Here is a 13,395-nt window from a genome sequence, read left to right as displayed (position 1 = left end):
CCGTGGGTGGGTTGACTGCGACAGAGGCGCTGGAGCGGCTCGGCGGTATCGCCGGTGCCGCGTCCGTGATCCAGCTGTCCTCACGCCGGCGGCTCCGCACTTCCGTCGCCAACGGCAGCGTCCTCAAACTCGGTCCCAACCGATACGCGCTTCCCACCTCCCAGGCCGGACTCGCGGCGGCGGTCGCTCTCCGTGGCCACCTCAGCCATCTGACCGCAGCTGCCCATTGGGGCTGGGAAATCTGGCAGCAACCACCTGTCGCGTCGATCGTCGTCCCGGCGTCGAGCACAGTCCTGTCGACACACTGCGACCTGCGACGGACCGACCTGAAGCCTGGCGAAGTCGACGGCTGGGCCACGTCGAAGATGAGGACGGTGCTCGATTGCGCGCGCGACCTTCCGTTCACCGCCGCCCTCGCTGTGGCCGACTCGGCCATGCGTCACGGAGACGTCCTGCACGAGGAGCTCGTCAGCGCCGCGAAGCGTGAGCCCGAGCACGTCCGACGGGTGGCTGAGTGGGCCGACCCGCGCCCCGCCAACCCCTTCGAGTCGGCGTTACGTGCGCTGACCGTCCAAGCCGGTCTCCTGGTCGTCCCGCAGTTCGCGACGACCTGCGGCGAACAGACCTATCACCCCGACCTGGCCAATCCTTTCCTCGGCATCGCCGTCGAGGCGGAGTCCTGGGGCTTCCATTCAGACAAGGAGACCCACGATCGTGACTGTGTGCGCTTCAACGCGATGACAGCCGCGGGATGGCTCGTGCTCAGGTTCACCTGGAACCACGTGATGTGGTCACCGAGCTACGTCATGGCAACGATCCAGGAAGCGATCACCGAGAAGGCCGCCTGACGAGCAGGACGGACACGACACGCCGTACGACGACCGCGTGTCCCACTTGATCGGCCCTGCGCGTGGCCGTTCCGCGAAGCGGCGCCAAGGTGCGCGAGCACATACGATTCCGCGGTGACCGACCCCGCTGCACCTCGCCCGAACTCGCCGACGGAGCGGATCGACCCCGACGAGCTCGCGATCGCGATCAAGGTCCTGCGCCAGATCCCCGAGCTGCACCCGGACCACGACGACGTGCGCACGATGAAGCGCGCGGCGTCGTACATGTACAAGCTCATCAAGAAGCAGCGCCGGGCCGAGATCCGACTGGAGCGGCAGCGGCACGACCAAGACATCATCGAGCGGACCGCGACCGGCTCGCCGATGCGGATCGACGACGAGACCGCGGGCATCCCACTGGTGTCCACCGCGCAGGGCGCGTTCGCGGGCGAGCTGATCACTGCCCGCGGGTGCTACATCTGCAAGGAGGACTTCACGCTCGTCGACGCGTTCTACCACTGGCTGTGCCCGCGATGCGCCGCGCTGAGCCATGCCAAGCGTGACCAGCGCACCGACCTCACCGGCAAGCGGGCGCTGCTGACGGGCGGCCGGGCGAAGATCGGGATGTACATCGCGCTGCGGCTGCTGCGCGACGGCGCGCACACGACGATCACGACGCGGTTCCCGAAGGACGCGGTGCGCCGGTTCTCGGCGATGGAGGACTCCGCCGACTGGCTGCACCGGCTCAAGGTCGTCGGCATCGACCTGCGCGACCCCACGCAGGTCATCGCGCTCACCGACGACGTGGCTGCCGAGGGGCCGCTCGACATCCTGATCAACAACGCGTGCCAGACCGTACGGCGCTCGCCGGGCGCCTACTCCCACCTGGTCGAGGGTGAGAGCGCGCCGCTGCTGCCGCTGGCCGACGGGCGCGACCTCCCCGAGATGGTGACCTTCGACCGGATCTCCGAGGCGCACCCGGCGGCGATCGCGGGTGCGCTCGAGGAGCACGCGGTCGCCCACCACGAGGGGGAGTCGCCCGCGGCTGCGGCCGCCGCCCACAGCGCCGCGACCATCACGGCCCTCGCGCTCAAGGCGGGCAACGCGTCGCTCGAGGCGCACCTCGCGGGGACCGCCGTCGACGCGGGTGGGCTGCTGCCTGACATGCAGACCACCAACTCGTGGACCCAGCACGTCGACGAGGTCGACCCGCTCGAGCTGCTCGAGGTGCAGTTCTGCAACTCGATCGCGCCGTTCCTGCTGGTCTCACGCCTGCGCCCGGCGATGCGGGCCGCCGTCCAGGGCGGCGCGCGACGGGCCTACGTCGTGAACGTCTCGGCAATGGAGGGCCAGTTCTCGCGGCGCTACAAGGGCCCGGGCCACCCGCACACCAACATGGCGAAGGCCGCGCTCAACATGATGACCCGCACCAGCGCGGGGGAAATGTTCGAGACCGACCGCATCCTGATGACGGCCGTCGACACCGGCTGGATCACCGACGAGCGGCCGCACCAGGAGAAGCTGCGCATCGCCGCCGAGGGCTGGCACGCCCCGCTCGACCTCGTCGACGGAGCGGCCCGGGTCTACGACCCGATCGTCCGTGGCGAGGCCGGTGAGGACCTCTACGGCTGCTTCGTGAAGGACTACGCGCCCAGCCCGTGGTGACGATCGGCAGGAACCCACCGGTTCGGTGGTGAGTGGCGCTCGGCCGCAAGGTCTCCGTCGGCCGAGGTTCAAGCGGCTGGGCACGAGAGAGCGCCGCGGTGGTTTGCGGACGCCGGTCGGCTGCCAGGACGCGCATGTAACACGCTGTTCGCCGATCTAGGCGGCCGGTGCCAGATGTTCGGACGCCATGCATGGGGACCGAACATCTGGGAAGCGGCGACAAGCCGAGCGGACAACGTGTTACATGCCGCATCTTGCCGCCGCGCCGACAGCACCGGCGGATCGCCGCGTCAGCCGGCGTCGACGACCTTGACCCGCACCTGCTCGGGGCGGTCGTTCATCCACAGGTCGAGGTCGAGGAACTCGGCGCCCTCCTTGCGACCGTCGGCAACCGTGGGGATCCGCAACGTCGTGCTCGTCTCACCCGCCTGGATGCGACCCCGGAGCCAGACGTGCAGCCGCCACAGCGGTCGGCCGACCCGGTCGTCCGCAGCCTCGCTGTGCTCGGCGAGCCACGTGGCGGGTACGTCGCTGCCGCGCAGCGGCTCGCCCTTGCCCTTGTCGGCGCTGGCGTAGATGCGGAACGCGCGGCCGAGCGGGATGTCCGAGCTGATCGTGACCTCGATGGCCTTGCCCTCGACGACCCGGCGCGGGGCGTCGACGGTGATCACCGGCTCGGGGTCGTCCTCGACGATCCGCAGGCCGCCGATGTAGTCGTCGGTGGCGATGCCCGTCAGCGGCCATGCGGTGATCTGAACGAGCCGCGCTCGGCTGAAGTAGGTGTCGCCGACCCAGGTCAACGGGATCGTGCCGCTGGTCTGTCCGGGCGCGACGTCGATGACCACGCGCTGCGAGGAGCCGCGCTCCTCACCCGCGGTGATCGCGACGAACCTCGCCGGATCGGTCACCGCGCCCGTGATCGTGTACGGCACCTTGGCGGTGTGGGTGCCCTTGTCGCCCTCCTCCACGCTGATCGTGCCGATGTCGACCTGCGGCAGCGCGTCTGCCGGCGGGGCGGGCAGCACTGCGGGCGCCGACGCCAGGTCGGTCACCCAGAGCCGGCCCTCCGCGTTGCTCGCGACGAGCTCGACCGCGGTGATGTCGGCGAGGTCGACACCGGTCGCTGCGGACGCGTCGACGAGGAGCGCCTGCGCCCACAGCTTGGTGCCGTAGGACATCCGTGGGAGCCGGATCGGCTCGGTGCCCGTCACGGGGTCCAGCAGCGCCGTGCCGCCGGACGAGTCGGAGACCCGCACCTGAAGGTCGGGCGCGGCGTACCCGACGTCGAGGATGACCCGGAGCTCGAGCCGGTCCGCGGTGAGGTCGAGCGGGTCGCTGAAGCGGAGCCCGCCGGTCGCGCCCGCGGCCTCCCACGACATCTCGAGGAACCGGCGGGTCGGCACGCGGTCGCCCTGGGACGCCCAGTGCGGCGCGACGTGGCGACCGGAGTCGCGGCCGCACATGCCGAACGCCGCGCTCTCGTAGGTGACCACGCCGGTGCAGAGCTGGGTCTCCGCGCCGGAGGGCAGCGTGCGGGTCGCGTCGATGCCCGGCCGGCGCATCGACCGTCCGCCGCCGATGGCGTGGCTCAGCACCTCGGCGTCGCCGACCGACGGGACGTGGACGGGTGAGCCGTCGTACTGGGGCAGGTAGTCGTCCTCGCCGGTGAACAGGCGCACCGCGCCGGCGACGTACGCCGTGCCGACGCTGCGCTGCTCCCGCGCCGAGAGCCGGCCCTCGTGGCGGGTGCCGCAGGTCTTGTCGCGCTCGCCACCCCAGTCGTCCCACGACGGCGCGGCCGCCGTGGACGGCGTCCACTCGCTGTTGAAGTAGTTGTGGTTGGCGCCCATCACCAGCACCGAGCTCTTCAGCGAGGTGTCGCCCGGAGCGAGGTCACGCGCGACGTCGGTGAAGCGCTGGCCCTGGAGGTCGAACACGTCGCCGTCGCAGTAGGGGAGCACGGTCACGGTGGGCACGCCGGGCGCGGTGTGCCACGCGAAGTCGACCGGCGCGAGCAGCACCTGGCCGACGACGTCGTACGGCGCGCCCGGCCCGATCTGGATGGCGGCCCGGTCGACGCCCTCGCCGCCGCGGCTGTGGCCGACGAGGACGACCTGGTCCATGTCGACCTGGTGCTCGCCGGCGAGCGTGACCCAGTGGTCGAGGTGCTCCTGCACGATGGCGGCGCGGGCGTCGGCACCACCGTCGGCGAGGCGGTGGTCCTGGGCGTTGATGCCGTTGACCCGGATCGACACGGTCGCGTAGCCCTGGGTGGCCAGGATCCGCTGGGTGTGGTCGTAGCCGAGGTGGCTGGGGATCTCCTTCGCCGGCGCCTGGCACGGCCAGCGGCCGCCCCCGTCGTCGGGATCGTCGGGGTTGTAGCAGACGCTGTGGCGGCCGTGGAGGAAGAGCACGAGCGGACGTGGGCCGGTCTCGGCGCCCGCCGCCGGCTCGACCACGTGGCCGACCATCTCGATCGGCTGCGGCATCCCCGGCAGCTTCACACCGGGCAGCTCGTAGTCGCTGGAGACGATCTCGAACGCTCCGGGCAGGCCGGGATCTGCCGCCTCGAGGGCGGTGGTGGCGCGCTCCGCAAGCGGCGTCGCCGTACCGACGGCGGAGGGGTCGAAGCCCGGCTCGTCGAGCCGGTCGCCCGACAGCACGACGTCGAGGTCGGCCGCCTCCGGCGCCGCGTCGGCGGTCACGGACGCGGTGACGGTGCGGCCGTCGGCGCTTACGGTCGGCGGCCCGAAGTCGAGTCCGTCGCCGACGATCGTCGGCCGGTCCGAGGTGGTCGGGAACCGTCTCCCGGAGGTCCACGACACCTCGAACGAGCCGTCGCCGTGATCGACGACCTCCCAGGCCGGGCCGTCAGGCTCGGCGGCGCCCGCCGGCGAGGCCGTACCTGTGGTGGCCAGCAGGGGAGCAGCCCCGAGGGCGGCGACGAGAAGAGTGCGGCGGACGGTCAGCGCGATCGCGCGAAAGGACTCCACAACTCCGAGACGCTACGGCCGCGAGGATGGTTGCGTCCCGGCTTTCTTTACTTCTCTGCGAGCGCCTTCAAGTTCGCCAGGCCGCGATCGAAGTCCTTGGCGATCGCCTTGTCGAAGAACAGCTTGCCCATCACCGACATCAGCAGCCCGCGGTCGCCGGTCATGGTCCACACGACGCGGGTGCCGGCGCCCTCCGGCACCAGCTCGAAGATCGTCTTGTTGCTCGCCTTGAAGGGCGCGATGAACTCGAGGTCGATGTCGATGCGCTCCGGCGTCGAGCCGGTGATCTCCATCGACCCCGTGCCGACCTTCTTGTTGCCCTCCCACGCGTAGTGGGAGCCGACGCCCTTCGCCGGACCGCTGAACTCTCGCTTCAGGTCGGGGTCCATCTCCTCCCAGGGCGACCAGCCCTGCCACTGGTGGAAGTCGTCGAGGATCGCGTGGATCTTCGCCGGCGGCGCTGCGATCGTGGTCTCGCGGGACTGGGTGAAGGCGGCCATGGCACCGAGCGTAGTGCTCGGGGCCGCCGACCTCACCCCATCAGGAACCCCTCAGCACACCCCGAAGGTGCCGTCGAGGACGTCCGGGTTGGGGAGGTTGTTGATCGCGATCTCCAGGTTCGGGCTGTCGCCACAGGTGAGGCTGCCGCTGGAGGTGTAGTCGAGGGGGTCGAGCGAGATCACGTCGTAGTGCAGGTAGAAGAACAGCTGGTTGAGCGCGACGAAGTCGTCGGGTGCGTTCAACCGCAGGTCCATCAGCGGCTCCGGGAAGATGTCGCCGTCGCCGTTGAAGTACCGCACCCGTCCGGTGATGTGGTCACCCTCCGGCGGCGAGCCGGGCCCGTGCGTGTTGGCGCCGGCCCAGACCGCGCCGCACGCCACGTCGCAGCCCTCGTCGATCGAGCTGAAGGCGGCCTCGACCGTCTTGAACGCGAGGTTGTCGATGACGATCCGCTTCCGGTTCGAGCCGAGGTCCTTGCACGCCCCCTCGTCCGCGACGTCGGTGCACGCGATCCCGTTCACCACCAGCGGCGTCGCGGGGACGGTGCCGTTGAGGTTGGTCGGGAAGAAGTGCACCGCGAAGTCGGGGTCGTGCACCGTGCGCCCGGTCGCCGTACCCGGGACCCACGACGGCCGGCACAGCGTGCCCTTGGCGGTCTGGAGGCACAGGTCGAGGTTCGCGGGCACGTTCTGCAGGTCGGCCTCGAGGAAGGCGCCGCCGATGACCCCGGTGACGGAGATCGAGTCGATCGAGCCGTCGCCGGTGTGGTTGGCTGGGTCGACGTTGTACGTCGCCGTGAGCCCTCCCTCGCCGTCCACGTCCTTGTCGCGGGGGTGGAACACGACCGTGGCCGGCTGCGGGTTCGCGACCGTGCCCCGCAGGCTCGTGTCCGGGACGTTGACCACGAAGTCCAGCGGCACGGCGGCGATGTCGTACTTCAGCCGGAACGGCTTCGCGGCCTTGCTCACCTCGGCGTTGCCGATCTGCAGCAGGTTCGCCGCGATGTGCTGGCCCTCCGAGTACGCGAGCAGCTGGCGCGCCGGGTCGACGGCGCGCGGGCTTCCGCCGTACGCCTGCGCGTAGACGCGGCCGATGTGGTCGCCGTGTGCGTCGAACACCACGTTGCCGTCGTTCTTCGGCAGGGTGAGCGTCAGGTGGCTGGGCAGGTGCTCGATGACGGCCTCGAAGTTCGGCATGCCTGCGGGAGCGGGCAGGCCGCTGCCGGTCGCGACGATCTCCTCGATCTCCTGCCCGTGGCTGTCGAAGTCGACCACGGTCTCGGCGTTGGGCCCGGGTTGCAGGGAGAACGTCAGGTGCGCCGGCAGGGAGTCGATCGTGCCGTCGAACGTCACGCCGCCCGCATCGCCGCGCACGGTGAGGAACTGCGGTTGAGCAGTCTTCAGCGTGGCGACCACAGGGTCGGCCTGGAAGCTGACCTCCTTCAGCCCGGAGATCCGCAGGAACGCCCGGTAGAGCGCCGGGGTGTCGTCGTAGGACACCGCGGAGCCGGTCATCGCAGGCGCGCCGGGGCCGTTGCTGGCGAGCAGGGTGAGCGCGCCGAGCGGCTCGCTGGCCGTCGCGGTCACCGTGCCGTCCTCCTGCTTGACGTCGATGACCTCGAGCGCCGGCAGGTCCTCGAGCGTCGCCTCGAGCCGGGTGGCCCGGTCGAAGAACGGGTCGGGACGGGTGGCCTCGAGGTGGATCTCGTCAATCCCGGTGCCGTGCCCGTCGAACGTCACCTTGCCGTTGTCGAGGTCGAGGGAGACCTCGGTGTCCGCGGGCAGGTTGGACAGGTGTCCCTCGAGATGGGTCGAGGTGACGTCGTCGTCGGCGGTGAACGGGAACAGCCCGGGTGCGGTCGCGAACACCAGCCGGCCGCCGTACGGCGCCCCCTGGTCGATGCGGACCGAGCGTAGGTCGGAGACCTGGAGCGATGCGGTGAAGTCCTCTTCCGTCGTGCGGTGGAACCGTGCGAACGGGGCCGGGTCCTCGACGAGCGGTGTCACGTCGGAGCCGCGGGCGAAGCGTGCCTGGATCCGGTCGATCTTCGCGTCGTCGGCCGTCTTCACGGTCGTCTGCTCGTCGGCCTGCTCGAACGTGAGGTGGGACGGGATGCCCCACGCGTCCAGCGCGGCTGCGGTCTCGATGTCGCCGTCGACCGTGTCGGTGTAGGTCCCGGTCAGGCGTGCGATCGAGCCGTTGGCGTCGTAGGTCGTGGTGTCGGTGCCGGTCTGCTCGTCACTGTCGTGGACGACGTCGACGAACGAGGGGATCTGGTCGGCGACCAGGTCGATGTTCTGCTCACGTCCCGGCGTCGCGATCAGCACGTCGCCGGTCAGTTTCGTGGGCTGCCCGTTCACGGTGACCTGCTGGCGGCCGTCAGCAAGCCGGAGCCGGGTGTTGAACTCCGGCGGGACCGGGGCGAAGCCGAGCTTGCCGCGGTAGGTGTCGTCCGGGGCGTCGGGGTCCGGTCCGCTGAACATCTCGGCGATCAGGCCCTGCGAGGACGGCGCGTTGGCCGAGGTCACCTTGAGGCCCAGGTCGGCGCCGTCGGCGGCGATGGACGCGACGCTCAGCAGCGCCTTCCACATGCCGCCCATGCCGGCCGTGGAGCCGTCGGGGCCGAAACCGATGTAGCTGTTCTCCGCCACCGGGTTGATGAGGACCGCCTCGAGCGTGACCCGGTTGGCCGCGGGGAAGTACGCGTTGCGCGAGACCTGGACCCAGACGCCCGGCGCCAGCAGGTTGACGCCGAGCATGCCGGTGAAGTCGGGGAGGATGCCCTTGCCGTCGACGTCGATCAGCGCGGGTACGCCGGCCGTCGCCTTCGTGTAGCGGACGACGGGCGGCCCGCTCGGCGGGTAGTAAGTCGAGCGCCACACGAAGCCGGCCACGTTGAGGGCGCACGTGATCGCCGGCAGCTGGCTCGCGACCGGACCGACGACGGGAGCGTCGCCGATCGAGTCGGCCACCCCGGTGCCCACCGGACACAGTGCATTCCGCAGCAACGTGCTCGGCTGCCCGCCGAACGCGCCGTCGAGGCCGTCGTTCGGGTTGGGCGCCGCTGCCGCCACCGCGGCGGCGGGGGCCGCAGCCGGGGCAGGAGGGGCGGCCTGGGCCGGCAGCGCGGTGGTGACCGCTGCCGCGGTGGTGGCGACGACCGCCAGGAGGACGCGCAAGGGACTGTTCCGGAGCATGCCGGCATCTCCTCGTGGCCGCGGAGCAACGGCCTGGGAACCATGGGCCGAGGTCACACGGTCCCGAGCGGCGGCGGCCTCGCCGAGGATGCTAGGGACCCCTCGTTCCGAGCGTCCAGACCAGAATATGGACCGTGACACCGGGTACCGCTTGGCCGACAACGCGCCGGGCACGGCGTGGTGACTCAACCCGAGGAGAGCAATACATCATGGCCATCGGAAGCGGCATCGTCCTCATCGTCCTGGGCCTGATCCTGGTACTCGACGTCATCAACATCGACACGTCGGTCGTCGACACCGCGACGCTGGGCTGGATCCTCCTGATCGCCGGTATCGTCGCGATCGTGATCTCGCTGATCGTCAACCAGCAGCGCACCCGCTCCACCGTGGTCTCGGAGCACCGCGACACCCACCGACCGCTCTGACCGATGCACGAGGGACCGGCAGTGGCCGACTCGGCGCTGCTGGCCGGTCGCTATGCGCTCCAGGCGGTCATCGGCACCGGCGGCATGGCCGAGGTCTACCGCGCCGATGACGTGAAGCTGAGCCGCCCGGTGGCGGTCAAGCTCCTGCGGGACACCGCGGGCGACGAGAGCGACCGCGCCCGCTTCATCGACGAGGCGCGCACCCTCGCGATGCTCTCGCACAGCGGGTTGGTCATGGTGCTCGACGCCGGCTTCGGCACGCAGCGACAGGACGACGGCACCGGCCCGCCCGACATCGAGCGTCCGTTCCTCGTGATGGAGCTGGTCGAGGGGCCGACGCTGGCGGACCGGATCGCCGTCGGGCCGATGCCGCTCGCAGACGCCGGCGCGATCGGGGCACAGGTGGCCGAGGCGCTCGCCTACGTCCACGGCCGCGGGGTCATCCACCGCGACGTGAAGCCGGGCAACGTCCTCATCGGTCCCGCCGATCGGGTCAAGCTGGCCGACTTCGGGATCGCCCGGCTCGTCGCCCAGGCCACGCGACACACCCGCACGGGTCACGCGATCGGTACGGCGGCGTACCTCGCACCCGAGCAGGTCCGCGGGGAGGAGGTCGACGGCGCCGCCGACGTGTACTCGCTGGGCCTGGTGCTGCTCGAGGCCGTCACCGGGCGCCGCGAGTACGCCGGCCCGGCCGCCGAGGCCGCGATGGCCCGCCTCCACCGCTCGCCCGAGGTGCCCGACCTGCCACCGGCATGGCGCGACCTCCTGGTGGCGATGACCGCAACCGATCCGCAGGAGCGACCGTCCGCGCTCGAGGTCGGCGAGACGCTGCGCGCCGGCCTCGCCCGCGCCGCTCCGTCGGGCAGCGAGAGCGTGCCGGACGCGATGACGGCGCCGATCCTGGCTGCCCCTGGGGCGACCGACGCGGCAGGCCCCGGCGCCACGAAGCCGCTCACCGCTCCGCCGCCATCGGTGCCCGCCCCGACGGGCCGAGGGCCACGGCCGACGGCGCCGCCACCGGGCTGGGCGCCCGACGCCCCGACTCCGACTCCGACACGCGAGGGACCCACGCCCCGCGAACGGTTGCACGGTCTGGTCGGGCGGGCGCGCGCGGTGCCGCCGCACGTGCGGGGCGTCGCTGCCGCGGTCGCCGTGCTCCTCGCACTGCTCGTCGTCGTCGCGATCGCCTCCGGTGACGGCGCCTCCAGCGAGCTACCGGCGAACACTCCGCCGGAGCTGCGCGAACCGCTCGTGGAGCTGCGCGAGGCCGTGCTGGGGGAGGACGGATGAACGCGCGCCTCGCCCTCGCCGGCCTGCTCGTGCCGGTCGCGCTTTCCGGCTGCGGGTCGGAGACCGCCCCCGCCGACGACGTGCCGGCGCTCGCCACGCAGCTGGACGCGGTGGAAGCGGCCATCGAGGCAGGCGACTACGACAAGGTCCGGGCGGCCCTCGACCGCCTCGTCGCCCGTACGTCGCGCGCCGAGCTCGCCGCGGAGATCTCCGGCGAGGAGGCCGACCGGATCCGCGAGGCCGCGCGAGAGCTCCTGGCGGAGCTGCCGGCGGATGAGTGACCCCGCACCGGTTCCCACTCCGGCGGTCGGGTACCGCGGTGCGCATGGTGGCGTTCCGCAACGAGCTGTCCCTCGCCCTCGTCCGTCACGGCTACGCCGCGATCGCCCGCCTCCGGGAGGCCGGGGGAGGCGCCGACTGGTTCGAGGCGCGGCTGCTCGGCCGTCGCGCGCTCGTCGTCCGCGGCCCGCTCGGCGTCCGCACGTTCTACGACCCCGACTTCGTCACCCGCCGCGGCGCGGTGCCCGCGCCGCTGCGACTGCTGCTGTTCGGCCCCGGCACCGTGCACGGGCTGGACGGTGTGGCCCACCTGGAGCGCAAGGATCTGTTCTTCCGGATCATCGACGACGCATCGGTACGGCGGCTCGCGGCCCTGGTCGACCGACGACTGGACGAGGCGAGCCGCGCGTGGGACGGCGCCGAGATCCGGCTCTTCGACGAGCTGACCGCCGTTTACGGCGAGGCCGTCGTGGAGTGGAGCGGCATCGAGACCGAGCGGGCGGAGGCCCACCGGATCGCACGCGAGCTCGCGCTCATCGTCGACGGATTCGGGATCCGCGGTACGGCGTACCCGCGTGCCGTGCTGGGACGGGTCCGCGCCCAGCTGTGGGCGCGGCGGATCGTGCGCGAGACGCGTGCCGGTGAGCGCGTGGCGCCGCCGGGCAGTGCGCTCCACGTGATCGCCGCCTCCGACCTGTCCGACACCGTGGCCGCGACCGAGCTCGTCAACGTGCTCCGCCCGACGGTGGCGGTGGCGTTCTTCGGCGCGTTCGCGGGCCATGCGCTCGCCGCCCACCCCGAGTGGCGGTCCAGGCTGGCCGACGGCACCGACGACGAGCGCCGCGCGTTCGAGCACGAGATCCGCCGGTGGTATCCCTTCGCCCCGTTGCTTCCGGGCCGCGTGCGCCGTGACATCCACTGGGCGGGCGGCACGGCGCGGCAGAAGGACTGGATCGTGCTCGACATCATCGGCACCAACAGGGACCCGGCCGTCTGGCGGGACCCCGACCTCTTCGAGCCCGAGCGCTTCCTCGACGCCACGGGCCGGGTGGTCGAGCCCGACGTCCATCGCTACGTGCCGCACGGCGGGGGAGACGTGCGCAAGGGCCACCGCTGTCCCGGTGAGCCCTCGGCCGCCGCGCTGCTCGAGGTGACCCTGCGTCGCCTCGCGTCGATCGACCTTGATCTCGGACCGGGCGCCCACGAGGTCCCATTGCGGCGGATCCCGTCACGCGCTCCCGCGGGCACCCGCATCGCCGCCCACGCGCCGCGCTAGCGGACCGTCACGGGACGACCGGCTCCTCCCTGCGGTTGAGCGGGGAGTCCTTGCGCGCCACCATGTCGAACCGCTGCTCCGGCGTGAGCGCGCGGAACGGCTCGAGCATCTCCAGCCCGTAGCCGCTGATCTCGGGCGAGTCGGCGGCCGGCACCACGGAGTGGACGATCTGGTCGGCGTACAGGTGCAGCATCGTGAACGACTGGTGGGCGTCGACGGCCGACAGCAGCCGCTCGTCGGGCGCGAGCTCGGAGGTGTAGCAGGTCGCCGCCGCCACCGAGACCGGCACGCCCGCGAACGTCGAGTACGACGTGAAGTGGAAGTGCCCGCCGAGGATACCGCGCACGTCGGAGCCGGTGACCACCTCCGCGAGCCGGGGCTGGTCGTGCAGCTCGATCAGCTCGGCGAGCCGCAGCATCGGCACCGGGATCGGCGCGTGGTGCATGGCCAGCAGCGTGCCGTGCGGTGCCGGCTCGGCGAGCACGTCCCGGAGCCACGCCAGCTGGTCGTCGGTCAGGTCGCCGTGGTGCCAGCCCGGCACGCTCGTGTCGAGAGCCACGATGCGCAGGCCCGCGACGTCGTGCACGCGGTCCTGCGGAGCGTCGCTGTCGGTGTCGAACAGCTCGCGCGCGTAGGTGCGGCGGTCGTCGTGGTTGCCCATCACCCACACGACCTCGGCGCCGAGGTCCTCGGCGACGGGCTCGACGACCGCGCGGAGCGTCGCGTACGCCGCGGGCTCACCCTGGTCCGCCAGGTCGCCGGTGAAGACGAGCGCCTGGGGCGGCGTCGGCATCCGGCGCAGGCGGTCGAGCGCCTGGCGCAGCCGGGTCACGGTGTCGACCACGCCGTACTGCAGCGTGTCGGCGAGCAGGTGCGGGTCGCTCAGGTGGGCGACGGTGTGCGTCGGGTCGGGATACTGGCCGAGGGGCTCCACGAGGG

General features: G+C 71.7%; 10 protein-coding genes. 6 read left to right on the top strand and 4 right to left on the bottom strand.

Translation table 11 applies throughout. The annotated features are described in order from the left end of the window. Window positions 1–2 precede the first annotated feature (2 nt). Both HNR19_RS12630 and HNR19_RS12625 read left to right on the top strand, forming a co-directional pair. Window positions 3–848 (top strand): DUF559 domain-containing protein, encoded by an 846-nt coding sequence (locus tag HNR19_RS12630; protein WP_179668247.1) that lies wholly within the window; start codon window positions 3–5, stop codon window positions 846–848. A gap of 114 nt (window positions 849–962) precedes the next feature. Further along, entirely contained in the window at window positions 963–2,492 is a 1,530-nt protein-coding gene (locus HNR19_RS12625) for an SDR family NAD(P)-dependent oxidoreductase (protein ID WP_179668246.1), read from the top strand. 290 nt (window positions 2,493–2,782) lie between these two features. Here the strand turns inward: HNR19_RS12625 and HNR19_RS12620 are convergent, their stop codons facing one another. The 3 genes from HNR19_RS12620 to HNR19_RS12610 are packed head-to-tail and all read right to left on the bottom strand — an operon-like array spanning window position 2,783 to window position 9,183. Beyond that, complete coding sequence (locus HNR19_RS12620) at window positions 2,783–5,485, bottom strand: alpha/beta hydrolase (protein WP_179668245.1); 2,703 nt, start codon at window positions 5,483–5,485, stop codon at window positions 2,783–2,785. Window positions 5,486–5,532: 47 nt separating this feature from the next. After that, entirely contained in the window at window positions 5,533–5,985 is a 453-nt protein-coding gene (locus tag HNR19_RS12615; RefSeq protein ID WP_179668244.1) for an SRPBCC family protein, read from the bottom strand. Window positions 5,986–6,036: 51 nt separating this feature from the next. Then, window positions 6,037–9,183, bottom strand: a complete 3,147-nt coding sequence (locus HNR19_RS12610) for a hypothetical protein (protein ID WP_179668243.1) — start codon at window positions 9,181–9,183, stop codon at window positions 6,037–6,039. Window positions 9,184–9,392: 209 nt separating this feature from the next. On the opposite strand from HNR19_RS12610, the gene HNR19_RS12605 reads away from it, so the two are divergent. From HNR19_RS12605 to HNR19_RS12590, 4 genes are read left to right on the top strand one after another with little or no spacing between them, the layout of a single operon-like run. After that, complete coding sequence (locus HNR19_RS12605) at window positions 9,393–9,608, top strand: DUF6458 family protein (protein WP_179668242.1); 216 nt, start codon at window positions 9,393–9,395, stop codon at window positions 9,606–9,608. 21 nt (window positions 9,609–9,629) lie between these two features. Beyond that, window positions 9,630–10,901 carry a protein kinase domain-containing protein gene (locus HNR19_RS12600; protein WP_179668241.1) on the top strand — a complete coding sequence of 424 codons (1,272 nt, stop codon included), beginning with the start codon at window positions 9,630–9,632 and terminating at the stop codon, window positions 10,899–10,901. Beyond that, window positions 10,898–11,182: an FIMAH domain-containing protein gene (locus HNR19_RS12595; protein ID WP_179668240.1), complete on the top strand. Its 285-nt coding sequence runs from the start codon at window positions 10,898–10,900 to the stop codon at window positions 11,180–11,182. The genes HNR19_RS12600 and HNR19_RS12595 overlap by 4 nt, the downstream gene beginning before the upstream one ends. A gap of 44 nt (window positions 11,183–11,226) precedes the next feature. Further along, window positions 11,227–12,456 carry a cytochrome P450 gene (locus HNR19_RS12590; protein ID WP_179668239.1) on the top strand — a complete coding sequence of 410 codons (1,230 nt, stop codon included), beginning with the start codon at window positions 11,227–11,229 and terminating at the stop codon, window positions 12,454–12,456. Between the two features lie 7 nt (window positions 12,457–12,463). On the opposite strand, the gene HNR19_RS12585 is transcribed toward HNR19_RS12590, so the two are convergent. Next, the gene (locus HNR19_RS12585) at window positions 12,464–13,390 is read right to left on the bottom strand and encodes a metallophosphoesterase (RefSeq protein WP_179668238.1); all 927 of its coding nucleotides are present in this window, start codon (window positions 13,388–13,390) and stop codon (window positions 12,464–12,466) included. Between the last annotated feature and the right edge of the window lie 5 nt (window positions 13,391–13,395).

This window comes from Nocardioides thalensis (genome assembly GCF_013410655.1).
In the GTDB taxonomy this organism is placed as follows: Bacteria; Actinomycetota; Actinomycetes; order Propionibacteriales; family Nocardioidaceae; genus Nocardioides; species Nocardioides thalensis.
This window is presented reverse-complemented; position numbering and strand designations above follow the sequence as displayed.